Source organism: Pseudomonas fluorescens, from assembly GCF_001307275.1.
GTDB classification, from domain to species: Bacteria; Pseudomonadota; Gammaproteobacteria; order Pseudomonadales; family Pseudomonadaceae; genus Aquipseudomonas; species Aquipseudomonas fluorescens_AA.
The window spans coordinates 2,280,878-2,306,534 of record NZ_CP012831.1 but is presented as its reverse complement, the minus strand read 5'-3'; the positions used below and the strand labels follow the sequence as shown (position 1 = coordinate 2,306,534).

The following is a 25,657-nucleotide window of genomic DNA, read 5'->3' as shown; positions in this document are numbered from 1 at the left end:
TCAGACAAGCCCGCCATTGGCCCGCAGGACCTGCCCATTCACCCAGCCAGCGGCCGGGCTCACCAGGAACGCGATGATGCTGGCAATGTCCTGCGGCTGGCCGAGGCGTTCCAGGGGCGGCATCTTGGCGTAGTGCTGCACCTGTTCTTCGCTCTTGCCGTGCATGAACAGTTCGGTGGCGACCGGGCCGGGAGCCACGGCATTGACCGTGATCTGCCGACCGCGCAGTTCCTTGGCGAATACCTGGGTCAGGGATTCCACCGCCGCCTTGCTGGCGATGTACACCGAGTAGCCGGGCAGGTTCAGGCCTACGGTGCTGCTGGAAAAATTCACGATCCGGCCACCGTCGTTCAGGCGGGTCGCGGCTTCGCGCAAGGTGTTGAAGGTGCCACGGGTGTTGATGGCGAACGTCTGCTCGAACAGCTCGTCGCTGTGTTGCGCCAGGGGCATGACCTGGAGGATGCCGGCGTTGTTGATCAACACATCGACCTTGCCCAGTTTCGCTTCGGTTTCATCGAACATCCGCCGCACATCCGCGGAAGAGGACACGTCTGCCTTGACCGCTATGGCTTGGTGGCCGGCCTGGCGCAGTTGAACCACCAGTTTCGAAGCTTCGGTGGCGCTGTTGGCGTAATTGATGACGACGGCAAAACCTTCGCTGGCCAATTGCTTGGCAATCTCTGCTCCGATGCCGCGGGAGGCGCCGGTCACGATGGCAACTTTCGAGTTTTGAACAGTCATGTGAGATTCCTTTGAGGTTGAAGTGTCTTGATTCGTTGAAACCAGATTCACATGTTTACTCTTGGCGATAAATGTTCGAGAGTTGCCTTGACTGTTCAATATTTTCCAACAATCAAGGCACGGGGTTCAGATGGACCAGGTCAAGGCGATGAGGGTATTTGTCCGCATATACGAGCGCAGCAGCTTCACCCTGGCCGCTGAAGACTTGAATATGCCCCGGGCCACGCTGACCCATACGCTCAATCAATTCGAAGCCTGGCTGGGCATTCGTTTGCTGGAGCGCAGCACCCGCAAGGTGCGCCCGACCCTCGACGGCGAGGCCTACTACCCGCGCTGCGTGCAATTGCTGGCGGAGCTTGAAGAGGCCGAACTGGCGTTTCGCGGCGTGGCGCCCAAAGGCAAACTCAGAGTAGACCTGCATGGCACCCAGGCGCGGTACTTCGTGATTCCGGCGTTGCCGCAATTCATGGCCCGCTACCCCGAAATAGAACTGTTCATCAGCGAGGCGGATCGTTTCGTCGACCTGATTGCCGAGGGCGTCGATTGCGTGCTGCGCTCCGGTACGCTGGCGGATTCGTCATTGATCGGCCGGCGTGTCGCCAATCTTCGGCAGATCACCTGTGCCAGTCCCGGTTACCTGCGCCAGTATGGCGAGCCGAAGAGCCTCGATGACTTGAAGCATCACAGGGCGGTGAATTACGTCTCGCGGACCACCGCCAAACTCTATCCGTTCGAGTTCATGGTCGATGGCGAACTCCATGAGGTGCCGATCGGGGGCTCGTTGTCGGTGTCCGGCGCCGAGATCTACGCCGCCTCGGCCATCGCCGGCATGGGCCTGATCCAATGCCCGCATTACCGAATGGAAGAACCGATCCGGCAGGGAATGATCCAGGAAGTCCTCACCGCCTACCCGCCGCCTTCCATGCCGGTGTCGGTGCTCTATCCCCACAACCGACACATGTCGCCACGGGTTCGCGTATTCGTGGATTGGGTGGCGGAGGTGTTTGCGCAGGCGCGTTAGTGGGGCCCGTGGTTATCGCTGGCCTTGTGGGAGCGAGCTTGCTCGCGATGAGGCCTTTGCCAATCGATATTTTCGTTGGCTGATCCACCGCTATCGCGAGCAAGCTCGCTCCCACCCTATTGCGAACTTTCAGCCTGACCGAGGCGTCTGTGAAATGTTAGCGTCTGTCACCCGCCGTCCGAACAGAGAGCCTTTTCGATGACCTACACCGCTGCGCAAAATCGCTACGATTCCATTCCTTACCGCCGCGTCGGTCGCAGCGGGTTGGTGCTGCCGGCGTTGTCGCTGGGGTTGTGGCATAACTTTGGCGACAGTACGCCCATCGACACCCAGCGTGCCTTGCTGCGCACGGCGTTCGACCTGGGCATCAACCACTTCGACCTGGCCAACAACTACGGCCCGCCCTACGGCAGCGCCGAGATCAATTTTGGCCGGTTGCTGCGCGAAGATTTCCAGCAGTACCGCGATGAGTTGATCATCTCCAGCAAGGCCGGTTGGGACATGTGGCCGGGACCTTACGGCCAGGGCGGCGGTTCGCGCAAATATGTGCTGGCCAGCCTCGACCAGAGCCTGCAACGCCTGGGGCTGGACTATGTGGATATCTTCTATTCCCACCGCTTCGACCCCGATACGCCACTGGAAGAAACCGCCAGTGCACTGGCCATTGCGGTGCAGCAGGGCAAGGCGTTGTACATCGGCATTTCCTCGTATTCCGGGGTGAAGACCCGGGAAATGGCGGCGCTGCTCAAGGAATGGAAAGTCCCGCTGCTGATCCACCAGCCGGCCTACAACCTGCTCAACCGCTGGGTGGAAAAAGACCTGCTGGACGCCACCGACGAATTGGGTACCGGTGTGATTGCCTTCACCCCACTGGCCCAAGGGCTGCTGACCGACAAGTACCTCAAGGGCGTTCCGGCCGATGCGCGGGTGAATCGTCCGGGGGGTGGCTCGTTGCAGGCTTCGCACTTGTCGCAGGAGAACCTCGCCCACGTGCGCGCCCTCAATGAGATCGCCCAGCGTCGTGGCCAGAGCCTGGCGCAAATGGCCCTGGCCTGGACCTTGCGCGATCCCCGGGTCACCTCCGCCCTGATCGGCGCCAGCCGGCCGGAGCAGATCATCGAGAACGTCGGAGCCTTGCAGAACCTGAACTTCAGCGCCGAAGAGCTGGCCGAGATCGACCGGTTTGCCCAGGAAGGCGGGATCAATCTTTGGGAAAAGCCTTCGTCAGCTGAGTAACACAACCCCCTGTGGCGAGGGAGCTTGCTCCCGCTGGGCTGTAGGAGCTGTCGAGCGAAGCGAGGCTGCGATCTTTCCGCCGATGCTTGAGTCTCAAGCGAAAGATCAAAAGATCGCAGCCTTCGGCAGCTCCTACAGCGCAGTCGAGCGGGAGCAAGCTCCCTCGCCACAAGTGAGTGGTGGGTTCAGCGAAAAAACGGCACATCCCCCAACACCGTCGCCCGGTGCATCACCCGCCGGGCCGGGCGGTAGTCGTCCACGGCGAAATGCTGGGTCACACGGTTATCCCAAAACGCCACGTCGTTGACCTGCCAGCGCCAGCGCAGGGTGAACTCCGGGCGGGTGGCGTGGGCGAACAGCAGTTTCAGGATCGCCTCGCTTTCGCTTTCCGACAGCTCGTTGATCCGTGTCGTGAAGCCTTCATTGACGAACAGTGAACGACGCCCGCTCACCGGATGGGTGCGGATCACCGGATGGGACAGCGGCGGGTTTTTCCGCCGTGCCTCTTCCCAGCGCGCCAGGTCTTCGGCGGTGTTGCCAAAGCGCTCCAAGGGAAAGGACCGGGTGAAATCGTGGGTCGCCGTCAGGCCTTCCAGCAAGCGTTTCAACGGTGTCGACAAGGCTTCATAGGCGGCGATACCACTGGCCCACAATGTATCGCCACCCACAGCCGGCAACAGCTTGGCGCTGAGCACCGCGCCGAGGGCTGGTGTCGGCAGAAAGGTCACGTCGGTGTGCCACACGGCGTTGTCGCGGACATCGGTGACGGCGGTGTCGAGCACCAATACTTCAGGCTGCTCCGGCACGTTGGGGTAGATCGGATGAATGTGCAGGTCGCCAAAATACCCGGCGAAACGCGCCTGCTGTGGCGGTTCGATGGGCTGGTCGCGGAAAAACAGCACCTGGTGTTCGAGCAGCGCCTGCTCGAGGGTGTCGCGGTCGGCCAGGCTCAGCGGCTGGCGGATATCGATTCCTTCGATCTGCGCGCCGAGGGCGGTGCTCAAAGGCGTAATGGTCGGGCGGTTCATCGCTGTGTTCTCGGTCTGGGCGCCGAATGGTCGGCGTGGTCATTGGGTATCAATGGGTCTGGCCGTGCCACGGCACCAGTTTGCGTTGCAGGGCGCGCAGGCCCATTTCCATGGCGAAGGCAATCAGCGCGATCACCAGGATTCCCAGCACCACCACATCGGTGACCAGGAACTGCGCCGCTGACTGCACCATGAACCCCAGGCCGCTGGTGGCGGCGATCAGTTCGGCGGCCACCAGTGTCGACCAGCCCACGCCCAGGCCAATGCGGATGCCGGTGAGAATGTCCGGCAGGGCACTGGGCACGATTACATGGCGAATCAACTGTGCCCGCGTGGCGCCCAACGATTGCGCCGCGCGCAGCTTGGCCCGGTCGACGGTGCGCACGCCGGTGGCGGTGGCAATGGCAATCGGGGCGAAGATCGCCAGGTAGATCAGCAGCACCTTCGACAGCTCGCCAATGCCGCACCAGATCACGATCAATGGCAGGTACGCCAACGGTGGAATCGGCCGGTAGAACTCGATCAACGGATCGAGCACACCGCGCGCGATGCGGTTGGCGCCGATGGCGATGCCCACCGGCACCGCCGTCAGCACCGCGAACAACAGGCCCAGGCCGATGCGTTCAAGGCTGGCGGCCAAGTGTTGCCAGAGGGTGGAGTCCATGTAGCCGTGGGTCGCCAGCAGCCAGCCTTTTTGCAGTACGGCCGAGGGCGGGGGCAGGAACAGCGGTTCGATCAGGCCGCTGGCGGTGACGGCCCACCAGGCTGCCAGCAACGCGATCAGGGTCAAGCCGCTGATCCAACGCGTACTCAGGTGGGGCCTCAAACCGCTGGCCGCGGGCCGGGTCGTCGCGTCACGGACCCCGGCGGGAATTTCGTAGCTGCTCATGCGCGCTCCTGGGGTCGAGTGGCGCTGCGTTGGGAAAACACTTTGGCGAGCACATGCTCGCGGGTTTCGATGAAGCGCGGGTCGGACTTGATCGACCGTGCCGATTCCCCGGCCCCGTAGCGCTGGCCGAAATCCAGGCTCAGGCGTTCGACGATCTGCCCCGGGTTCGGTGCCAGCAGAATCAAGTCCGTGGCGAGGAAGACGGCTTCTTCAATGTCATGGGTGATCAGGAACACCGGCTTGGCGGTGCGCTGCCAGACCTGCAGCAACAGTTCCTGCATCTGCTCGCGGGTGAAGGCGTCCAGCGCGCCGAACGGTTCGTCCATCAACAGCACACGCGGGTCGGCCGCCAACGCCCGGGCCAGGCCGACGCGTTGTTTCTGGCCGCCGGAGAGCTGCCAGACGCGGCGTTGCTCGAAACCGGCCAGGTCCACCAGGGCAAGCATTTCCCGGGCGCGAGCCTCGCGTTTTTCCTTGGGGACGCCGGCCAGTTCCAGGCCGAACCCAACGTTTGCCAGCACGTCTTGCCACGGCAGCAGCGCATCGTCCTGGAACACCACGCCGCGTTCGGCGCTCGGGCCCTTGACCGGCGTGCCGTCGAGGGTGATCTGCCCGGCGCTGGGCTCGACGAACCCGGCAATCAGGTTCAACAGCGATGTCTTGCCACTGCCGGATGGACCGAGGGCAACCAGCAACTGCTTCGGCCCCAGGGTCAGGGAAATATCCGCCAGCACCGGTTCCGCTGCGCCGGGGTACTGTGCGCTGATGCGCTCCAGCTGTAGCAAGGCCATCGCATGTCTCCTTTTTTTGATCAGCGAGTGATGTATTTGGCGCTGACGTAAGGCGCGTAGTCCGGCAGCACGGCTTCGACTTTGCCTTGCTCCTTGAGGAACGCCGCGGTATCGGTGATGGCTCGGGTGGTCGGTGCGCCGAGGCTCACGACCTGATCGGCCGCCAGGGGAAAGACGTTGCCTTGCAGTAACAACGGGATATCGCTGGCCTTGGCACCGGAGAGCTTCACCAGTTTGTCGACGTTGGACGCATCGGCCAGCCAGGCTTGTGGGTCCTTGCGGTACTGGGCGTAGGCGTCCAGGGTCACTTTGGCGAAGGCGGTGACGATTTCAGGGTGCTTCTGGGCGAAGTCCTTGCGCACGATCCAGGCGTCGAACGTCGGTGCGCCGAACTTGGCCAGCTCCGCGGAGGTGATCAGCACCTTGCCGTTTTCCTTGGCCACACCCAGGGCCGGGTCCCAGACGTAGGTGGCGTCGATGTCGCCACGCTTCCAGGCGGCGATGATGGCCGGTGGCGCCAGGTTGAGCACGGTGACTTTCGACGGGTCGATGTTCCAGTGCTTCAACGCGGCGAGCAGGCTGTAGTGACCGGTGGACACGAACGGCACGGCGATCTTCTTGCCGATCAGGTCTTGCGGGGAATTAATGCCGGAGCCGTCACGAACCACCAAGGCCTCGGCGGCGCCGATCTGGGTGGCGATGAGGAAGGTTTCCACCGGGACCTTGCGGGTGATGGCCGCGGTCAACGGGCTGGACCCGAGGTAGCCGATCTGCACATCGCCCGAAGCGATGGCGGTGATGACGTCGGCACCGTTGTCGAACTTGCGCCAGTCGATCTTGGCTTGGGTGGCTTTTTCGTAGGCGCCATCGGCCTGGGCGACTTTGGCCGGGTCGACGGTGGTCTGGTAAGCGACGGTCAGGTCGGCTGCCTGGGCAAAAAGACTCGTGGCTGCCAGGGAGGCGGCCGCGAGAAGGCGAAGGGGGAAACGCAAAGACATGGAAAATCTCCTCAACAGGCCGCCGGACGTTCGGCGTTCGAGGAGACTAAATGATCTAAGAATTCAAAAATAAATAACTTTTTCGAATTAGCTTATTTGCGAAAAAAACATCCGGAAATGACTGAGGCCTCCGTGGCGAGGGAGCTTGCTCCCGCTGGACTGCGCAGCAGGCCCCATTTCACGACTGCTGCGCAGCCGAGCGGGAGCAAGCTCCCTCGCCACAAGAGTATCCCCGCCAAGGCGGGCTGATCAGTTACTGATCGCCAGGATGCTTGCCTGGTAAGAACCCACGAACACATCGAAATCCCCCACCTCGTTCTGTTCCAGCTCAGCTTGCTGGACCAGCGACTCGCGTGCGGTCTCTTCGAATGTCGCTTGTTCCTGGGCAGGCAACGGCTCGGCGCGGAAGAATTCGGCGTGGGCCTTGCTTTGGCGCAGGGAGAATTGGGCGAAGCTTTCCTGGTGTTCGGCCATGGCGGCCAGCACCTGGGCGGAAGGCGTCAGGGACGGATCACGGACTTTCGCCAATTGCGCGTCCAGTGCCTGGCGATGGGCATCGCCACCCTGGCTCTGGTCGAGCAGCGCGGCCAGCGGAGCGATTTTTTCCAGCAATTCCACGGCCCAGGCCTGCATGTCCACCGCTTGACCCTGGCGCTGCAATTGCAGGCCTGGCTTGCGACCTTCCTTGACCACGGTCAGGAAGTTGCTCGTGGCGTTGCCGCATTCGTTGTTTTCCAGCTGCGGGCTGTCATTGAGGCCGCAATACAGCAGGAACGCATCGAGGAACCGCGCTTCGGTGAGGTCGATGCCCATCGGCAGGAACGGGTTGATGTCCAGGCAGCGCACTTCGACGTACTGGATCCCCCGGGCCATCAAGGCCTGGATCGGTCGCTCGCCGGTGTAGGTCACGCGCTTGGGACGGATGTTGGAGTAGTACTCGTTTTCGATCTGCAAGATGTTGGTATTGAGCTGCACCCACTCGCCGTTCTGGTGAGTGCCGACTTCGACGTACGGCGCGTAGGGCGTCGCCACCGCTTTGCGCAGGCTGTCGGTGTAGCTCGCCAGGTCGTTGTAGCATGGCGTGAGGCCGGCCTGGGCGTTGCTCTGGTAACCCAGGTCGCTCATGCGCAGGCTGGTGGCGTAGGGCAGGTACAAGGTGTCCGGGTCCAGTTGTTCCAACTGGTGCGGACGGCCCCGCAGGAAACCGACGTCCAGGGCCGGCGAGGCACCGAACAGGTACATCAGCAACCAGCTGTAGCGGCGGAAATTACGGATCAGCGCGATGTAGGCTGACGATTGGAAGTCCCGGTCGCTCACCTCGGCGGCTTCGTTCTGACGGAGCAGCGGCCAGAGCTTTTCCGGCAGGGAAAAGTTGTAGTGGATCCCGGCGATGCATTGCATGGTCTTGCCGTAGCGCAGGGCCAGGCCCTTGCGATAGACGTACTTGAGCTGGCCGATATTCGAGGTGCCGTAGTAGGCGATCGGAATCTCTTCTTCGGCCGGCAGTGGGCACGGCATCGACGGGCTCCACAAGTACTCGTCACCCAGTTTGCTGTAGGCAAACCGGTGGATCTTGTCGAGGCTGCGCAAGGTATCGGCCGGGTTGGCCAGGGCCGGCGTGATGAACTCCAGCAGCGACTCGGAATAGTCGGTAGTGATCTGTTCGTTGGTCAGCGCCGAACCCAGGGCCTTGGGGTGCGGAGTCTGCGCCAGGCGCCCATCGTCCGTGACACGCAGGCATTCACGCTCGATGCCGTGCAGGCACTGTTCGAGCAGGGAGAGGTTGGCGCGCTCGCCGAGCAAGGCCAGGCGGCGGTTTAAAAGGTCGCTCAAGTTGAATTCCTTCACGCGTCAGTCGCCCCAATATGGGGGTGGGCAAGACGGTCTACAAGGGTGAAGTTAAAACTGGCGTTTTCGCCTGGTTTTCGTGCCAAAAGCTAGCCACCGCAACCCCACTGTGGGAGCGAGCTTGCTCGCGATGGCGGTGGATCAGCAACGTTGATCTTGACTGACCCTCCGTTATCGCGAGCAAGCTCGCTCCCACAGGAAAGCCCGACACTGCATTCATGGCGTCGAAATTAACTCAAATCGATAACAGGGAGCTATAGGACAGCGAACGTGCCTTGCGCTTTTGCGACCAGTTTGTCGCCTTGCATCACCTCGGCCTCGACCACCAGCGTGCGCCGGCCCGGGTGGATGACCCGGGCAGTGCACAGCACTTCGCCGTCGGACACAGCGCGAATGTAGTTGATCTTGCATTCGATGGTCGCGCTTTGCTGGTCAAAGCCATGGACACTGGAGCAGGCCAGGCCCATGGCGATGTCCACCAGGCTGAACAGTGCGCCGCCGTGCAGCTTGCCGCCGCGGTTGCGCAACGGCGGCTCAAGGCCCAGGGCGACTTGCGCCACCCCGTCCCCCAGGCTCTGCAAGCGGCAGCCGAGCAGCTTGAAAAAGGCGCTTTCCACCAACCCGGCCGGCACGTCCATCAGCGCTTCTTCAACTGCTTGGCGTTGGCGAACAGCGAGGCCATGGCGTTGTTCGCCGGGGCCGCGGTGGCGGTTTCCTTGCGCGGCGCGGTGTTCTGCGACTGACGCGGGGTCGAGCCAGGGCGAGCACCACGGGCACCGTCGACTTTCTCGCCCGGTGTGTCGCTCATGCGCATCGACAGGCCGACGCGTTTGCGCGGGATGTCGACTTCCATGACCTTCACTTTCACCACATCGCCAGCCTTCACCGCTTCGCGCGGGTCCTTGATGAACTTCTCGGACAACGCCGAAATGTGCACCAGGCCGTCCTGGTGCACGCCGATGTCGACAAAGGCACCGAAGTTGGTGACGTTGGTCACCACGCCTTCGAGGATCATGCCCGGTTGCAGGTCCTTGAGGTCTTCGACGCCGTCCTGGAACTCGGCGGTCTTGAACTCGGGACGCGGGTCGCGGCCCGGTTTTTCCAGTTCCTGGAGGATGTCGGTGACGGTGGGCAGGCCGAAGGTTTCGTCGGTGAATTTCTTCGGGTCCAGGCGCTTGAGGAATGCGGCATCACCGATCAGCGAACGAATGTCGCGGTCAGTCTGGGCGGCAATGCGTTGCACCAGCGGGTAGGCTTCGGGGTGGACGGCCGACGAATCCAGCGGGTTGTCGCCGTTCATGACCCGCAGGAAGCCGGCGGCCTGTTCGAAGGTTTTTTCACCCAGGCGTGGGACTTTCTTCAACGCGGCGCGGGTCTTGAACGCGCCATGTTCGTCACGGTGGGTGACGATGTTCTGCGCCAGCGTGGCGTTCAGGCCGGAGATCCGCGCCAGCAGCGCCACCGAAGCGGTGTTCACGTCCACACCCACGGCGTTCACGCAATCTTCCACCACGGCGTCCAGGCCACGGGCCAGTTTCAGTTGGGAAACGTCGTGCTGGTACTGGCCGACACCGATGGATTTGGGGTCGATCTTCACCAGCTCCGCCAGTGGATCCTGCAGGCGACGGGCGATGGACACCGCGCCACGGATCGACACATCCAGGTCGGGGAATTCCTTGGAAGCCAGTTCCGACGCCGAGTAAACCGAAGCGCCGGCCTCGGAGACCATGACCTTGGTCATTTTCATGGCTGGGTATTTCTTGATCAGTTCGGCGGCCAGTTTGTCGGTCTCGCGGCTGGCGGTGCCGTTGCCGATGGCGATCAGGTCCACCGAATGCTTGGCGCACAGGGCGGCGAGCACGGCGAGGGTCTGGTCCCACTTGTTGTGCGGCACGTGCGGGTAGACCGTGGCGTGATCCAGCAGCTTGCCGGTGGAGTCCACCACCGCCACCTTGCAACCGGTGCGCAGGCCCGGGTCCAGGCCCAGGGTGGCACGGGGGCCGGCCGGTGCGGCCAGCAGCAGGTCGTGCAGGTTGTGGGCGAACACGTTGATCGCCTCGGTCTCGGCGTTGTCGCGCAACTCGCCCAGCAGGTCGGTTTCCAGGTGGGTGTAGAGCTTGACCTTCCAGGTCCAGCGCACCACTTCGGCCAGCCATTTGTCGGCGGCGCGGTTCTGGTTCTGGATGCCGAACTGCTGGCCGATCATGCCTTCGCACGGGTGCATGGTGCCCGGCAATTCTTCACCGACCTTCAGGGCGGAGCTGAGGATGCCTTCGTTGCGACCCCGGAAAATCGCCAGGGCGCGGTGGGACGGCATGCTCTTGAGCGGTTCGTCGTGTTCGAAGTAATCGCGGAACTTCGCGCCTTCCTCTTCCTTGCCCACGATGACCCGGGCGCTGAGGATGGCTTCCTGTTTGAGGAAGTTGCGCAGTTTTTCCAACAGATTGGCGTCTTCGGCGAAACGCTCCATGAGGATGTACTTGGCGCCTTCCAGCGCGGCTTTCACGTCCGCCACGCCTTTTTCGGCATCGACGAAGCGCGCAGCTTCGGTTTCCGGGGCCAGGGTCGGGTCGTTGAACAGGCCGTCGGCCAGCTCGCCGAGGCCGGCTTCCAGGGCGATCTGGCCCTTGGTGCGGCGCTTTTGCTTGTAGGGCAGGTACAAGTCTTCGAGACGAGTCTTGGTGTCGGCCAGCTTGATGTCGCGCTCGAGTTGCGGGGTCAGCTTGCCCTGCTCCTGGATGCTGGCCAGGATGCTGATGCGCCGTTCGTCGAGTTCTCGCAGGTAGCGCAGGCGCTCTTCCAGATGCCGGAGTTGGGTGTCATCGAGGCTGCCGGTCACTTCTTTCCGGTAACGGGCGATGAACGGCACCGTGGAACCTTCATCGAGTAGCGCGACGGCCGCTTCGACCTGTTGTGGGCGTACACCGAGTTCCTCGGCGATGCGGCTGTTGATGCTGTCCATAAAACCACCTGACAAATTGTGAAATCAGGCTCGCCACCACAGAAACCGGGCTCGGCGAGACTGGTTGAGCGGCCTGGCATGCGCCGCTGCCTGGGTCAAAAGGCTGCCTGTTGACCCGCGAAATTCAAAAAGTTGCCTTGCCAAGGCTGAAAAAATGGCACGCCGGGATCACGATCCGGCATTCCCTGGCACAAAAGGCCGCGCATTATAACCAGCGTTCCGTCCTGAGGGGGGGACATGGTCTGTAGGCTTGATACCCGGATTTGTGGAGATAGAGGAAAAATCTGCTAACAATGCACACGGTGCGTATAACGGCAGCTAGGCCATAATGCGCGCCGAGATCAAAGGAGCTTCCTATGAGCAGCACTGCACAAACTGCTGAAGGCGAAAAAATTCTTATTGTTGACGACGATCCAGGGCTGAGCAGCCTGCTGGAACGCTTTTTCGTCAGCAAGGGCTACCGTGCCCGCACCGTACCGAACACCGAGCAAATGGATCGGTTGCTGGCCCGTGAAGTGTTCAACCTGGTCGTACTCGACCTGATGCTGCCCGGTGAAGACGGCCTGACCGCCTGCCGCCGCCTGCGCGGCGCCAACAACCAGATCCCGATCATCATGCTCACCGCCAAGGGCGACGAGTTGAGCCGTATCAAGGGCCTGGAACTGGGCGCCGACGATTACCTGGCCAAGCCGTTCAATCCCGACGAGTTGATGGCCCGCGTCAAGGCGGTACTGCGTCGCCAGTCGGCGCCGGTGCCTGGCGCGCCGGGCAGCGAAGATGAAAGCGTGACCTTCGGCGACTATGAACTGTCCCTGGCCACCCGTGAGCTCAAGCGCGGTGATGAGGTCCACATGCTCACCACCGGTGAGTTCGCCGTGCTCAAGGCCCTGGTGATGAACGCTCGCCAGCCGCTGACCCGCGACAAGCTGATGAACCTGGCCCGCGGTCGTGAATGGGATGCGCTGGAGCGCTCCATCGACGTACAGATTTCCCGCCTGCGCCGGATGATCGAGCCTGATCCTTCCAAGCCGCGGTATATCCAGACCGTCTGGGGCGTGGGTTATGTGTTCGTGCCGGATGGCGCCGCCAGCAAGTGATCGGCGATTTGTAGGAGCGGGTGGCCTGGCCGGTTGAAATGTCTTCTTCCAGGCGACTCGCGGTCTGTCATTGTGCGAGCATCGCTCGCTCCTGCAAGTGTGTAGCGGTTATTCATGAAAACCCCCGTTTGGTTCCCCCAGAGTTTCTTCTCCCGCACCCTCTGGCTGGTGCTGATCGTCGTGCTCTTTTCCAAGGCACTGACGTTGGTGTACCTGCTGATGAACGAAGACGTGCTCGTGGACCGACAGTACAGCCACGGCGTTGCCTTGACCCTGCGGGCCTATTGGGCGGCGGACGAAACCAACCGGGCGAAAATTGCCGAGGCGGCGACGCTGATCCGTGTCGTCGGTGCCGGCGTGCCGGAGGGCGAGCAGCATTGGCCCTACAGCGAGATCTATCAACGCCAGATGCAAGCCGAACTGGGCGCCGATACCGAGGTGCGATTGCGCATGCATTCGCCGCCGGCGCTTTGGGTGCGGGCTCCAAGCCTGGGGGATGGCTGGCTGAAAGTGCCGTTGTATCCGCATCCGTTGCGCGGCCAGAAAATCTGGAACGTGCTCGGCTGGTTCCTCGCCATCGGCCTGCTATCGACGGCATCGGCGTGGATCTTCGTCAGCCAGCTCAACCAACCGTTGAAGCGCCTGGTCTACGCCGCCCGCCAACTGGGCCAGGGTCGCAGCGTGCGGCTGCCCATCAGCGATACGCCCAGCGAGATGACCGAGGTCTACCGCGCCTTCAACCAGATGGCCGAGGATGTGGAACAGGCCGGGCGCGAACGCGAGCTGATGCTGGCGGGCGTCTCCCACGACCTGCGCACGCCCTTGACCCGGCTGCGGTTGTCGCTGGAATTGATGGGCGAGCACACCGACCTGACCGATGAGATGGTCCGCGACATCGAGGACATGGACGCGATTCTCGACCAGTTCCTGGCGTTCATACGCGACGGGCGTGATGAGTCCGTGGAAGAGGTGGACCTCAGCGAGTTGGTGCGGGAAGTGGTCGCGCCCTATAACCAGAACGACGAGAAAGTGCACCTGCGCCTGGAGCCGATTCAGCCGTTCCCGTTGCGCCGGGTGTCGATGAAGCGTTTGTTGAACAACCTGATCGGCAATGCCCTGAACCATGCCGGCGCCGGCGTCGAAGTGGCGGCCTATGTCTCCGGCGACACCAGCGCGCCTTACGTGGTGCTGAGCGTCATGGACCGTGGCGCCGGCATCGATCCCTCGGAGCTGGAAGCCATTTTCAACCCCTTCACCCGGGGCGATCGCGCCCGGGGTGGGAAAGGCACGGGGCTGGGCCTGGCCATCGTCAAGCGTATCGCCTCGATGCACGGCGGCAACGTCGAGCTGCGCAACCGCGCCGGTGGCGGGCTGGAGGCTCGGGTGCGGTTGCCGTTGGGGTTGATGCTGCCAAGGGATGCGGTGTAGCCATCTCTCTCAAGTAAGGCAGAGAACCTGTGGGAACCAGAGGACCTGTGGGAGCCGAGCTTGCTCGCGATGGCGGTGGATCAGTAAAGTTGATCTCGACTGGCGCACCACTATCGCGAGCAAGCTCGGCTCCCACACAAGCTCGGCTCCCACAAAGGCTCGCTCCCATAGGGTTTTGTGTTGGCTCAGCCCTTTCCTTTGGTCCGGGTCATGTTCGGCCCGCCATTTTTTTCCAGGTGCTCGATGATGATCCCCGCCACGTTCTTGCTGGTGGTGGTCTCGATGCCTTCCAGGCCCGGCGAGGAGTTGACCTCCATCACCAGTGGCCCGTGGTTGGAGCGCAGGATGTCCACGCCCGCCACGGCCAGGCCCATGACCTTTGCGGCCCGCAGGGCGGTCATGCGCTCTTCCGGGGTGATTTTGATCAGGCTGGCGCTACCACCGCGATGCAGGTTGGAGCGGAACTCACCGGGCTTGGCCTGGCGTTTCATCGAGGCAATCACTTTGTCGCCGACCACGAAGCAGCGAATGTCGGCGCCACCGGCTTCCTTGATGTATTCCTGGACCATGATGTTCTGCTTCAGGCCCATGAATGCCTCGATCACCGACTCCGCCGCCGTCGCGGTTTCACACAGGACCACCCCGATGCCCTGGGTGCCTTCCAGCACCTTGATCACCAGCGGTGCGCCGTTGACCATCGCGATCAGGTCGGGAATGTCGTCGGGCGAGTGGGCAAAACCGGTGACCGGCAGGCCGATCCCGCGCCGTGACAGCAATTGCAGCGAGCGCAGCTTGTCCCGGGAACGGGCGATGGCCACGGACTCGTTGAGGGGAAACACCCCCATCATTTCGAACTGGCGCAACACCGCGCAACCATAGAACGTCACCGATGCGCCGATGCGCGGGATCACCGCGTCGAACCCTTCCAGCGGCTTGCCACGGTAGTGGATCTGCGGCTTGTGGCTGGCGATGTTCATGTAGGCGCGCAGGGTATCGATCACCACCATTTCATGGCCACGTTCGGTCCCGGCTTCAACCAGGCGACGAGTGGAATACAGACGCGGATTACGCGACAGCACAGCGATCTTCATGCAACACCTGTGGCAGAGGTAGTGGACACCGGGAATGCCGGCTTTTCTTGAACATATTTGGTGCCCGGATTGACCACCAGTTGGCCGTCGATCAAGGCTTTGGAACCCAGTAACAGGCGATATCGCATGGATTTGCGGCAGGCGAGGGTGAACTCGACCCGCCAGACCCGGTCACCCAGCGCCAACGTGGTGCTGATCACGTAGCGGACCTGAGCGTGGCCGTTGGAACTCTTTATGGTCTTGCGCGCCACCAGCGGGGCTTCGCAGCGGCGATGGCGCAATTGCACCACCGTGCCAAGGTGCGCCGTGAAGCGCACCCACTTTTCGCCATCGCGCTCGAACGGCTCGATGTCAGTGGCATGCAGGCTGGAGGTGCTGGCCCCGGTGTCGATTTTTGCCCGCAGGCCCACGACTCCCAGATCCGGGAGCGCCACCCACTCGCGCAGGCCGACAACGGTCAAATGGTCAAAAGTCTTCAATAAAAAAACCTGCGATCAGTGCATCGGATCGTGGACTCCGCGAATCGCGGTATTCACGCAGAATAATCACAAAATGGCGACAGTTATCTACGCACTTGTGTGTGCTTGTAACCGATTCCGGCCGAAGCGATGGGTATGGCGTCGGTTTGGCGGGCATTCTATCCGTCGGGCCTGATTCGTGCGCTCGACAAAAACGGTAGTACAGTTCCGGCTAATGGCAGAAAGAGGAATTGCAGTGGCACAAAAAAAGGAAGAAGACGACAAGGTCCGTCTCGATAAATGGTTGTGGGCGGCGCGCTTCTACAAGACGCGGGCCCTGGCCAAGACCGCCATCGAAAGCGGCAAGGTCCATCACCGGGGAGAGCGCTGCAAGCCGGGCAAGGAGCCCCGCATCGGCGATGAGTTTGTCATCCGCACCGGGTTCGATGAAAAGACCGTGGTGGTCGAGGCCCTGTCGATCGTGCGTCGCGGCGCACCTGAAGCGCAGGCGTTGTATCGCGAAACCGAAGCCAGCATCGCCAAGCGCGAAGCCGCCGCCGCGCAACGCAAGGCCGGCGCATTGGGGGTCAGTACCGATGGCAAGCCGAGCAAGAAGCAGCGCCGGGACCTGTTCAAGTTTCACGGCAGCAATAACGAATAAAAAGGCTGGCGCAAGGCCCGTGGCGAGGGAGCTTGCTCCCGCTGGGCTGCGTAGCGGCCCCAAAATCTGACGGTCGCTGCGCAACCGAGCGGGAGCAAGCTCCCTCGCCACAATGACCATTCGGATTGAGGCATCGGTCTCTTCCCGTCAGGCAAACCCAAGCCTTGCTTGGAACCCACCCTGAATGCCCATAAAATGCCCGCCATCATTTGTCATCACCTCAGATACCAGATCCTATGACTGATTTACCGGATACCGACTACACCCAACGTTTCATCTTCGATGACAGCGACGCCCGTGGCGAGCTGGTGGCGTTGGAGCGTAGCTACGCCGAAGTCCTCGCCAAGCACCCCTATCCGGAGCCGGTCGCACAACTGCTCGGCGAGCTGATGGCGGCTGCGGCGTTGCTGGTGGGCACCTTGAAGTTCGATGGCTTGCTGATTCTCCAGGCGCGTTCCGAAGGTCCGGTCCCGCTGCTGATGATCGAGTGCTCCAGCGAGCGCGAGATCCGTGGCCTGGCCCGTTATCACGCCGAGCAGATCGCGCCCGACGCGACCCTGGCCGACATGATGCCCGACGGCGTGCTGGCCCTGACGGTGGACCCTACCCACGGCAAGCGCTACCAGGGCATCGTCGATCTCGACGGCGCGACCCTGGCCGAGTGCTTCACCAACTACTTCGTCATGTCCCAGCAGACCAATACCCGTTTCTGGCTCTACGCCGACGGGCGGCGCGCGCGGGGTCTGCTGCTGCAACAACTGCCCGCCGATCGCCTTCGCGACACCGAGGAACGCGACGCCAGTTGGCAGCACATCACCGCTCTGGCCAGCACCCTGAGCGCCGATGAACTGCTGAGCCTGGACAACGAAACCGTGCTGCATCGCCTCTATCACGAGGAGCAGGTACGCTTGTTCGACGGCCAGCCGTTGCGCTTCCAATGCAGCTGCTCTCGTGAACGTTCCGGCAATGCGCTGGTCAGTCTGGGTCTGGAAGATGCGCAGCAACTGGTGATCGAGCATGGCGGTGCCATCGAGATCGACTGCCAGTTCTGCAACGAGCGCTACCTGTTCGACGCGGCGGACATCGCTCAATTGTTCGCCGGTGCGGGTGTCGACACACCGTCAGATACTCGACACTAAAACGGTTCAGCGCAGGTAAATCTCCTGGCAAACGCCGGATTTACGCCGTACTGACGGGAGGGCCCTACTTTTTTTGGGCTTTTCTGGCATAATCCGGCCCACTTTTTTCGGGTAGTAGTGCGCGACTTCCTACTACAAAACGTTTGGAGCACTCGGCCACGGGCCGACGGGGAATCTCATGACGCAAGCCAATAACGCCGTGTACACCGATCTGAGTGTCGATGATCTGGTCAAAGAAGCCCTGAATCGCGGTGAAGGCGAGCTTGCCGATACTGGCGCGCTGGTTGTTCGTACCGGTCATCGTACCGGTCGCTCGCCAGTCGACCGTTTCATCGTGGAAGAGCCAACCACCCAGGACGCCATCGCCTGGGGCCCGATCAACCGCAAGTTCCCGGCCGACAAGTTCGATGCCCTGTGGAACCGCGTCGAAGCCTACCTGGGCGAGCGCGAGCGTTTTGTCTCCCATGTGCATGTAGGTTCCGATCCTGCGCACTACCTGCCGGTCAAGATGACCACCGAGACGGCGTGGCACAACCTGTTCGGCCGTTGCCTGTTCATCAACCCCGAGCAGTACAACGCTGGCGGCAAGGACGAGTGGCAGATCCTCAACGCGCCGAACTTCGTCTGCGAGCCTGAGCGCGACGGCACCAACTCCGACGGCACCGTGATCATCAATTTCGCGGCCAAGAAAGTGCTGATCGCCGGCATGCGCTACGCCGGTGAAATGAAGAAAGCCCTGTTCTCCGTGCAGAACTTCCTGCTGCCAGCCGTTGACGTGCTGCCGATGCACTGCGCCGCGAACATGGGCGAAGAGGGCGATGTGACCCTGTTCTTCGGCCTGTCGGGCACCGGCAAGACCACCCTGTCCGCCGATGAAAGCCGTTACCTGATCGGTGACGACGAACACGGCTGGGGCGTGGGCGTGGTCTTCAACATCGAAGGCGGCTGCTACGCCAAGTGCATCGACCTGTCCGAGAAGAACGAGCCGGTGATCTGGAAAGCCATCCAGCACGGCGCCGTACTGGAAAACGTCGTCCTGGACCCGGTCACCAAGAAAGCCGACTACGCCGACGACAGCCTGACCCAGAACAGCCGCGCTGCGTACCCCCGTGAGCTGATCGAAAAACGCGCACCGAAAAACCTCGGTGGCGAGCCAAACGCCGTGATCTTCCTGACCTGCGACCTGACCGGCGTACTGCCGCCGGTGTCGATCCTCAGCGAAGAACAAGCCGCCTACCACTTCCTGTCCGGCTACACCGCACTGGTGGGCTCGACCGAAATGGGTTCGGGCAGCGGCATCAAGTCGACCTTCTCCACCTGCTTCGGCGCCCCGTTCTTCCCGCGTCCGGCCGGTGAGTACGCTGAGCTGCTGATCAAGCGCATTCGTGGTTTCGGCTCCAAGGTCTACCTGGTCAACACCGGCTGGACCGGTGGCGGCTATGGCGTCGGCAAGCGCTTCAACATCCCGACCACCCGCGCGGTGATCGCGGCGATCCAGAGCGGCGCGCTGATCGGTGCTGAAACCGAACACCTGGACATCATCAACCTGGACGTGCCGCTGGCTGTTCCAGGCGTCGAGACTGGCCTGTTGAACCCACGCAACACCTGGGCCGACAAAGCCGCCTACGACGAAGCAGCCAAGGCATTGGCCGGTCTGTTCACCGAGAACTTCAAGAAGTTCGACGTGAGCGACGCGATCAAGGCTGCTGGGCCGCAGCTGTAAGGCTTGGTTGGTGAATGAAAAAAACCGCCCATCATGGGCGGTTTTTTGTGGACGGCTATTTGAGGCGCGCCGATCAGCTAGGCCTCTTCCACTTCCCGCGTATCCCATCGCTGTGCCTTGATCGCCTTGTAAAGCATGCCGATGGTCAGTGGCAGCTTGTTCCCCCGGCCCTTGGCCCTGCGCTTTTGAAATACATCGAACCCTTCAGGCTGGAAATAGCGGTAGGCGTCGTAGTCGATGAGCTCGATGGCGAACCGCTCCTCCAGTGCCTCCATCAGGTGCCGGGCGTCCGCGCCATCGCAACCCAAGTCGAGATTGATCGCAGTGCCCAGGCGAATCGTCTTGCGTTCAGGCAGGCCGATTTCTTCGTGGAGCAGCTCCATGAGTTGGCGCATGGCATGGTCATCGGGGAAGTCTGGCGCAAGGTGCATGATGAAATGTCCAGAATAAAAGAGGTGCGTCTGTACCGGTGGAAAGTTTAGGGGGAAATCGTTGCCCGTTGGAAAAAGAAGAACGCTGCAATCAAGAAATCGCAGGCGTCGCGATTGCGGTTTTGACCGTCGCGAGGATTGGCGGGTCGTCGGGGAATTTCATGCATCCGCCCAGTAGTAGGGACAGCATCAGGACGGTAGGTAGGTTCAGTTTGTGCGACATGGTTACTTCCTTTTTCAAGCTGCGAACCGCGGGCGTCCTGCCGTTGGTGGGCCAGGCGCAAAGTGTTCATGGGTATCGCGAGTCGATTGCTGCCAGGCTCGCGAGCGATAGGGGTTTGGGTTCAGTCAGCCATCTGTTCAGGCATGCGTAGTACGGCGGCCTCAAGGTCCATCAATCCTCTGCCATAGGCTTCGCTGTTGGCGTAGATACCTGTGCGGTTGGCTGTCGCCAGCAGATGTTCGCGTATCTGCTGCGGGCTGAGTTGCGGGTGAAGGCTTTGTAGCGCCGCCAGTGCGCCACTGACCAACGCGGCGGCGGGAGATGTGCCAGCGGTCTGCACGTAGCGGCCGTCCTTGCCAACGGTGAGCAGGCCGGCCTGTGCACCGGCGTCGCCGCCGGGAACGGCGATGCACCAGGCGGCTGCGACGCCGCAATAGTTGGATTTGCCATTGATGGCGCTGCCGTCGTTCTTCAACGCCACCACTGCGATCCAGCCTTTTTCCAGTTCTGGCAATGCGACCGGCAGCCCTGGCTCGGCCAGGGGCTCGCGCTTGAGTTCGTTACCGGTGGGGAAGACCAACACGGCGCCGTCCGCGACCAGTTTTCGAGCGACGGCCAGGGAGTCGGGCATCACCTGGTTGTAGCGCGCCTCATTGATCTCGGTGGCGGGAATGGCGTTGGCCCACGAGTTGTTGAACAGCCGGGCACCCTTGTCAAAACCACTTTGCCAGGACCGGGCGATTTCGCTGTCGAAGAAAAACGGCTCGTTGTCGTCGCCAAAGCGAAAGGGGATCAACCGCGCATTGAACGCGATGCCGTGCATGCCCCGGTCGTCCTTGTTGGCGGCGAGAATACCGGCCATCTGCGTGCCATGACCGATGCGGTCAACGGTGCCGGGACGGCCTTCGACATGGTCGAATCCAGGATCACCCAGTCTGCCCTCGAACTCCTCGAGGCTGGCGTTGAGCCCCGAGTCGATCAACGCCACGACAACATCCTGGCCAGTCCCGCCACGAGCGTAGAGCGCTGATGCCTTGACGACGGCCAAGCCTTGTTGAGCGTGATACTCCGGGGTTTCGAACTGGGTGGGATCCACGCCGGGTGGATCGGGGATGGTCAAGCAACCGGCGAGTAATGAGGCCGATGTGATCGTCAGCGCGCGTAGAGCGGAAAATGGGTGTGGCATGGTTCGTTCCTTGAAGAATTGAAATCGAGCGTCAGGCTTCCTGGCCTTGACGTACAGCATGAGTTTTCGGCGCACCTTACCGTGGTGGCGAAGTCGGGACGAGACATCAAATTGCCCGGATTTGTATCTGCTCGTGGCAAGGCAAAGGCGCTCGACGCTGTATCATCCAGTATCGTTTTTACCCCCGACCTTTTCTCGACGCGCTGCGTTGTCCCGCTAGTCTTTGGGTCTCGCAGCAGTCAAAGGAGCGACCGCGCATGCACAGCACCCTGGAACAGGTTTTCGGTTATCCACAGTTTCGTCCCGGTCAGGAGGCGGCCATCGGCGCCGTGCTGGCCGGTCGGTCGGCGGCGGCCATCTTCCCCACCGGCTCGGGCAAGTCCCTGTGTTATCAATTGCCGGCCCTGCTCTTGCCGCACCTGACCCTGGTGGTTTCGCCACTGCTGGCGTTGATGCAGGACCAGTTGGTGTTCCTCAAGCGCCACGGCATCGCGGCGGCCAGTATCGATTCGGCCCAGAGCCGTGACGAAGCCAACGATGCTATGGCGCGGGCCCGTTCGGGCGAGTTGAAGATCCTGATGATTTCCGTGGAGCGCCTGAAGAACGAGCGCTTTCGCAATTTCCTGCAGCAGGTGCCGATTTCGTTGCTGGTGGTGGACGAGGCCCACTGTATTTCGGAGTGGGGGCATAACTTCCGACCTGACTACCTCAAGCTTCCCGATTACCAGCACCAGTTCAATATTCCCCAGGTATTGCTGCTGACGGCCACCGCCACACCCAAGGTCATCGCCGACATGCAGGCGAAATTCGCCATTGCCGCCGCCGATGTGGTGACGACCGGTTTCTACCGACCTAACCTCAATCTGTTGGTCGAGCCCGTACCGGGTGTCGCCAAGCGCGCACGGCTGGTGCAGTGGTTGGGCGCGCGCGTCGGGCAGCCGAGCATCGTCTATGTCACCTTGCAGCGAACCGCCGAGCAGATCGCCGAGCACCTGAGCCAGCACGGTATCGAGGCCGAGGCCTATCACGCCGGTTTGCCCCATGAGCAGCGCGAAGCCATCCAGCGGCGATTCATGGGCGGGCAATCCAATTGCATCGTCGCCACCATCGCTTTCGGCATGGGCATCGACAAGAGCGATATTCGCAACGTCGTGCATTTCGACCTGCCCAAGTCCATCGAAAACTATAGCCAGGAAATCGGCCGGGCCGGGCGCGACGGGCAGCCATCGGATTGCCTGGTGCTGGCCAACCGCGACAGCCTCAACGTGCTGGAGAACTTTGTGTACGGCGATACGCCGGAGCTCGCAGGCATTCGTTGCGTACTCGACGAACTGAAGGCCGCGGCCCCCGATGGGCAATGGGAGTTCTTGCTGGGCCCGCTGGCGGACCAGAGCAATATCCGGCAACTGCCGCTCAAGACGTTGTTGGTCCAGTTGGAGCTGCGCCGGCTGATCGCGCCGCGCTATGCCTATTTCGCGGAGTATCGCTTCAAGTTCCTGACCGAGCCCCAGGAGCTGCTGGAGCGCTTCGAAGGTGAGCGAAGGGACTTCGTCGCGGCCATCATCCAGACTTCCAGTCGCGCCCGGACCTGGGCCACGGTGGATTTCGACGGGATGTACCAGCAGTACCACGCTGAACGTAATCGTGTGGTCAAGGCGCTGGATTATTTCCAGGAAAAGGGCTGGATCGAGTTGGAAAGCAAGCAGATGACCGAGGTGTACAGCGTGCTGGAAGCGGGCCTGGATGTGCAGGTCTTGAGTGCCGAGCTGCATGCCTATTTCACCCGGCACGAACACGGTGAAATCGCGCGGATCCACGCCATGCTCGAATTGTTCGCCACCGACCGTTGCCTGGGTCATCGCTTGGCGCAGTATTTCGGCGACGACAGTGCACCCCACCCGTGTGGCCACTGTTCGGTGTGCCATGGGCAGATCGCTCGCCTGCCGGAGCCGCCTGCGCTGCCGGCGCTTGTGGATAAAAGCTTCGAGGCGCTGTGTGGCGATTTTATCCACAAGCATGAGCAGCACAGCGGCAGCGTGCCGTCTGCCGAGCGCCTCACCCGCTTCCTGTGCGGGATCAGCGTGCCGCTGTTCACCCGATTGAAGGCGCGGAAGATCCCTGGGTATGCCGCGCTGGAAGCGTATCCATACGCGGAAGTTCGCCAGTGGACTCAAGCGCACCTGTGAGCTGTATCCATCCGCTGAATGCCCTTCATCACACGAATAAATTTCAAAAACACTCGGCGGCTGACTAAGGTGAGGGCTGTCTTCGGATCGCCAACAAGAGAGCCAACATGAGCCAGACACCTTTCGATATTCAGCGCGCCGCGGTAGTCGGTGCCGGCACCATGGGGCGGGGCATCGTGATGTGCCTGGCCAACGCCGGCGTGGCGGTGCAGTGGGTCGACAACAATCCGCAGATGCTCGAGCAGGCACTGGTTGCCGTGGCCGAGACCTATGCCCATGGTGTGCGCCAGGGCCGTATCGACCAGGATGAGGCAGATGCACGGATCGCCCGGGTGACACGGGCGGATGATTACGCGGCGATCCGTGAGGTGGACCTGGTGATCGAAGCGGTCTACGAAAACCTGGAGCTCAAACAGAGCATCTTTCGCGAGCTGGACGGCCTGCTCAAACCCGAGGCCATCCTGGCGAGCAACACGTCGGCGCTGGACATCGATGCCATCGCCGCCGTCACCCGCAGGCCAGCCCAGGTCCTGGGCCTGCATTTCTTCAGTCCGGCACACATCATGAAGCTGCTGGAGATCGTTCGCGGCGCACAAACCTCCAAAGCGGTGCTGGATGCGGCCCTGGTGCTGGGCCAGCGCATGGGCAAGGTCAGCGTGATATCGGGCAACTGCCATGGCTTCATCGGCAACCGGATGCTTCATCCGTATGTGCTGGAAGCGCGCAAGATGTTGCTGGAGGGGGCGTTCCCCCATCAGGTGGATGCGGCGTTGCAAGGCTTCGGTTTCGCCATGGGACCGTTTCGCATGTACGACGTCGTTGGCATCGACCTGGAGTGGCGCGCCCGTGAGTTGGCGGGCAAGGGCCAGGATGCTCCCGAGGTGCAGGTGGACAATCGTCTGTGCGAGCTGGGGCGGTTCGGCCAGAAAAGCGGCAATGGGTATTATCACTACGAGCCGGGCAGTCGACAGGCCGAGCATGATGTCGAGGTCGATGCGTTGGTGTTGCAAGTCAGTGAGGCGCTGGGGTTCCAGCGTCGCGAGATCGGCCCGGAGGAAATCCTCGAGCGTTGCCTGCTGGCGCTGGTCAACGAGGGGGCGAAGATCCTGCAGGAAGGCATTGCCGAGTCGGCCCACGCTATCGACCTGGTCTACCTCAACGGCTACGGCTTCCCTGCGGACAAGGGCGGGCCGATGGCCTGGGCTGACGAGCAAGGGCTGGAAGCCATCCACGCACGCCTGCTGGAACTCGAAACGAAGCAGGGCGACCAGTGGAAGCCCGCGCGTGTGATTGGCGAGCTGGCGGCGCAGGGCAAGGGATTCGCGCAGGCCTGAGCCCCGTGCCACGTCAAGACCATTGAACAACCGTAAAGGACAGCTGATGCCCCAACGCAACGAATACCCACACTTGCAGCCCATCACCACGCGCTGGCACGACAACGATGCGTACGGTCACGTCAACAACGTCACCTACTACAGCTTTTTCGATACCGCTGTGAATACCTACCTGATCGAAGTCGGCGGCCTGGATATCCATGACGGAGACGTGGTGGGGTTCGTGGTGAGTTCGGCCTGCGACTACTTCGCCTCGATCGCCTTTCCAGACCGGATTGAAATCGGCCTGCGGGTTGGCAAGTTGGGCAGCAGTTCGGTGCAGTATGAGCTGGCGGTGTTCAAGGCGGGCGAGGAGGAGGCTTGTGCGGCGGGGCGTTTTGTTCACGTATTCGTGGATCGGGCGTCGAATCGGCCGGTGGCAATTGCGGATCGTCTACGTGGGGCGTTGGAGCGGTTGGTGGTCTGAAACAAAAAATCGCAGCCTCCTGTCAGCGCTGGGCGCTGTCGGAGGCTGCGATCTTCAACGGCTGGTATCGATCAGCCGTTAGTCGCGGTAGTGACGATGATGTTTTTTGCGGTGCCCGTAGGCATGGCCGCGACCTGGATGGCCGTCACGGTAGTAGCGGCGATCACCACGGCGATCGTCATAACGACGGTCATCGTCATCGTCCTTGCCCATGTAGTTACCCAGGGCGCCACCCGCGCCACCGCCCGCCGCCGCACCGATCAGGCTGCCGGTGCTGCCACCGACGCTACGGCCGACCACGTTACCGCCGGCCGCGCCCAGCGCGCCGCCGATCGCCGCTTCGCCACGGCTGTGTTTATCTGCGCCGACCGCACTGCCGCCCGCACCGCCCAGCGCCGCGCCGATAGTGGAACCGGTGTTGCCGCCCAGGGACTGGCCGACGACCGAACCCAAAACCCCGCCCAATGCGCCGCCCACACCTGCTTCGGCAGTACCACCGGCGCTAGCGATGCCACTGGCCAGGCTAAGGGACAACAAGAGAATGGAGGAGAACTTCATAGAGGAGCCTCAAAGGGATGACGGCGCGATCCTGAGGCTCGCTTCGCTTGCTTACAATCGAAATCCGACGAGTAACACGACTTGTGCACAATTCTCTAAGTTATTGTTTTACGGTCGGAACTTAACGCGAATTGGCCGGTCTTTAGCTACTTCGGACAGGCC

Annotated in this window: 24 protein-coding genes; 10 read left to right on the top strand and 14 right to left on the bottom strand. The window is 62.0% G+C overall.

Features of this window, described 5'->3' with window-relative positions; genetic code table 11:
• Positions 1-741, bottom strand: a complete 741-nt coding sequence (locus AO356_RS10235) for an SDR family oxidoreductase (RefSeq protein WP_060739682.1) — start codon at positions 739-741, stop codon at positions 1-3.
• Positions 742-871: 130 nt separating this feature from the next.
• Between AO356_RS10235 and AO356_RS10230 the strand changes: the two genes are divergently transcribed.
• Both AO356_RS10230 and mgrA read left to right on the top strand, forming a co-directional pair.
• Complete coding sequence (locus AO356_RS10230) at positions 872-1,762, top strand: LysR family transcriptional regulator (protein ID WP_060739681.1); 891 nt, start codon at positions 872-874, stop codon at positions 1,760-1,762.
• A gap of 198 nt (positions 1,763-1,960) precedes the next feature.
• A complete protein-coding gene (gene mgrA / locus AO356_RS10225) occupies positions 1,961-2,998 on the top strand; it encodes an L-glyceraldehyde 3-phosphate reductase (RefSeq protein ID WP_060739680.1) in 1,038 nt (345 codons plus the stop codon).
• A gap of 185 nt (positions 2,999-3,183) precedes the next feature.
• Here the strand turns inward: mgrA and tauD are convergent, their stop codons facing one another.
• The 7 genes from tauD to AO356_RS10190 all read right to left on the bottom strand — a co-directional run bounded on the left by tauD (position 3,184) and on the right by AO356_RS10190 (position 11,514).
• A complete protein-coding gene (gene tauD, locus AO356_RS10220; protein WP_060739679.1) occupies positions 3,184-4,026 on the bottom strand; it encodes a taurine dioxygenase in 843 nt (280 codons plus the stop codon).
• Positions 4,027-4,075: 49 nt separating this feature from the next.
• Positions 4,076-4,915, bottom strand: a complete 840-nt coding sequence (tauC, locus tag AO356_RS10215) for a taurine ABC transporter permease TauC (RefSeq protein WP_060739678.1) — start codon at positions 4,913-4,915, stop codon at positions 4,076-4,078.
• Entirely contained in the window at positions 4,912-5,706 is a 795-nt protein-coding gene (gene tauB / locus AO356_RS10210; RefSeq protein WP_060739677.1) for a taurine ABC transporter ATP-binding subunit, read from the bottom strand. Before tauB ends, tauC begins: the two co-directional genes overlap by 4 nt.
• 20 nt (positions 5,707-5,726) lie before the next feature.
• Positions 5,727-6,704, bottom strand: a complete 978-nt coding sequence (gene tauA / locus AO356_RS10205; RefSeq protein WP_060739676.1) for a taurine ABC transporter substrate-binding protein — start codon at positions 6,702-6,704, stop codon at positions 5,727-5,729.
• 249 nt (positions 6,705-6,953) lie between these two features.
• Positions 6,954-8,537: a glutamate--cysteine ligase gene (gene gshA, locus AO356_RS10200; RefSeq protein ID WP_060739675.1), complete on the bottom strand. Its 1,584-nt coding sequence runs from the start codon at positions 8,535-8,537 to the stop codon at positions 6,954-6,956.
• A gap of 269 nt (positions 8,538-8,806) precedes the next feature.
• Positions 8,807-9,190 carry a PaaI family thioesterase gene (locus tag AO356_RS10195; RefSeq protein WP_060739674.1) on the bottom strand — a complete coding sequence of 128 codons (384 nt, stop codon included), beginning with the start codon at positions 9,188-9,190 and terminating at the stop codon, positions 8,807-8,809.
• A complete protein-coding gene (locus AO356_RS10190) occupies positions 9,190-11,514 on the bottom strand; it encodes a Tex family protein (protein ID WP_060739673.1) in 2,325 nt (774 codons plus the stop codon). Before AO356_RS10190 ends, AO356_RS10195 begins: the two co-directional genes overlap by 1 nt.
• A gap of 356 nt (positions 11,515-11,870) precedes the next feature.
• On the opposite strand from AO356_RS10190, the gene ompR reads away from it, so the two are divergent.
• Together ompR and AO356_RS10180 are read left to right on the top strand one after the other, a co-directional pair.
• Entirely contained in the window at positions 11,871-12,611 is a 741-nt protein-coding gene (gene ompR / locus AO356_RS10185) for a two-component system response regulator OmpR (protein WP_003196691.1), read from the top strand.
• A 114-nt stretch (positions 12,612-12,725) separates the two neighbouring features.
• Positions 12,726-14,039 carry an ATP-binding protein gene (locus tag AO356_RS10180; protein ID WP_060739672.1) on the top strand — a complete coding sequence of 438 codons (1,314 nt, stop codon included), beginning with the start codon at positions 12,726-12,728 and terminating at the stop codon, positions 14,037-14,039.
• 185 nt (positions 14,040-14,224) lie between these two features.
• On the opposite strand, the gene rimK is transcribed toward AO356_RS10180, so the two are convergent.
• Complete coding sequence (gene rimK, locus AO356_RS10175; protein ID WP_003196697.1) at positions 14,225-15,130, bottom strand: 30S ribosomal protein S6--L-glutamate ligase; 906 nt, start codon at positions 15,128-15,130, stop codon at positions 14,225-14,227.
• Positions 15,127-15,549: an ATP-dependent zinc protease gene (locus AO356_RS10170; RefSeq protein WP_237140823.1), complete on the bottom strand. Its 423-nt coding sequence runs from the start codon at positions 15,547-15,549 to the stop codon at positions 15,127-15,129. Before AO356_RS10170 ends, rimK begins: the two co-directional genes overlap by 4 nt.
• Before the next feature lie 295 nt (positions 15,550-15,844).
• Between AO356_RS10170 and AO356_RS10165 the strand changes: the two genes are divergently transcribed.
• From AO356_RS10165 to AO356_RS10155, 3 genes are all read left to right on the top strand, one after another.
• Positions 15,845-16,249, top strand: a complete 405-nt coding sequence (locus AO356_RS10165; RefSeq protein ID WP_060739670.1) for an RNA-binding S4 domain-containing protein — start codon at positions 15,845-15,847, stop codon at positions 16,247-16,249.
• A 236-nt stretch (positions 16,250-16,485) separates the two neighbouring features.
• On the top strand, positions 16,486-17,388 hold the full coding sequence (gene hslO, locus AO356_RS10160) for an Hsp33 family molecular chaperone HslO (RefSeq protein WP_060739669.1): 903 nt from the start codon (positions 16,486-16,488) through the stop codon (positions 17,386-17,388).
• A gap of 178 nt (positions 17,389-17,566) precedes the next feature.
• Positions 17,567-19,111: a phosphoenolpyruvate carboxykinase gene (locus AO356_RS10155; RefSeq protein ID WP_060739668.1), complete on the top strand. Its 1,545-nt coding sequence runs from the start codon at positions 17,567-17,569 to the stop codon at positions 19,109-19,111.
• A gap of 77 nt (positions 19,112-19,188) precedes the next feature.
• Here the strand turns inward: AO356_RS10155 and AO356_RS10150 are convergent, their stop codons facing one another.
• From AO356_RS10150 to AO356_RS10145, 3 genes are all read right to left on the bottom strand, one after another.
• Positions 19,189-19,542, bottom strand: a complete 354-nt coding sequence (locus AO356_RS10150) for a DUF1493 family protein (RefSeq protein ID WP_060739667.1) — start codon at positions 19,540-19,542, stop codon at positions 19,189-19,191.
• Between the two features lie 91 nt (positions 19,543-19,633).
• On the bottom strand, positions 19,634-19,765 hold the full coding sequence (locus AO356_RS33200) for a hypothetical protein (RefSeq protein WP_257720543.1): 132 nt from the start codon (positions 19,763-19,765) through the stop codon (positions 19,634-19,636).
• 121 nt (positions 19,766-19,886) lie between these two features.
• Positions 19,887-20,951 carry a S8 family peptidase gene (locus tag AO356_RS10145; RefSeq protein ID WP_060739666.1) on the bottom strand — a complete coding sequence of 355 codons (1,065 nt, stop codon included), beginning with the start codon at positions 20,949-20,951 and terminating at the stop codon, positions 19,887-19,889.
• A gap of 257 nt (positions 20,952-21,208) precedes the next feature.
• Here AO356_RS10145 and AO356_RS10140 point away from each other — a divergent pair, with 257 nt between their 5' ends.
• The 3 genes from AO356_RS10140 (at position 21,209) to AO356_RS10130 (ending at position 24,937) form a co-directional block, all read left to right on the top strand.
• The gene (locus tag AO356_RS10140) at positions 21,209-23,137 is read left to right on the top strand and encodes a RecQ family ATP-dependent DNA helicase (RefSeq protein WP_060739665.1); all 1,929 of its coding nucleotides are present in this window, start codon (positions 21,209-21,211) and stop codon (positions 23,135-23,137) included.
• 107 nt (positions 23,138-23,244) lie between these two features.
• On the top strand, positions 23,245-24,471 hold the full coding sequence (locus AO356_RS10135; protein WP_060739664.1) for a 3-hydroxyacyl-CoA dehydrogenase: 1,227 nt from the start codon (positions 23,245-23,247) through the stop codon (positions 24,469-24,471).
• Positions 24,472-24,517: 46 nt separating this feature from the next.
• Positions 24,518-24,937: an acyl-CoA thioesterase gene (locus AO356_RS10130; RefSeq protein ID WP_060739663.1), complete on the top strand. Its 420-nt coding sequence runs from the start codon at positions 24,518-24,520 to the stop codon at positions 24,935-24,937.
• Between the two features lie 78 nt (positions 24,938-25,015).
• Here AO356_RS10130 and AO356_RS10125 read toward each other — a convergent pair whose 3' ends face one another.
• Complete coding sequence (locus AO356_RS10125) at positions 25,016-25,495, bottom strand: glycine zipper domain-containing protein (protein ID WP_060739662.1); 480 nt, start codon at positions 25,493-25,495, stop codon at positions 25,016-25,018.
• Between the last annotated feature and the right edge of the window lie 162 nt (positions 25,496-25,657).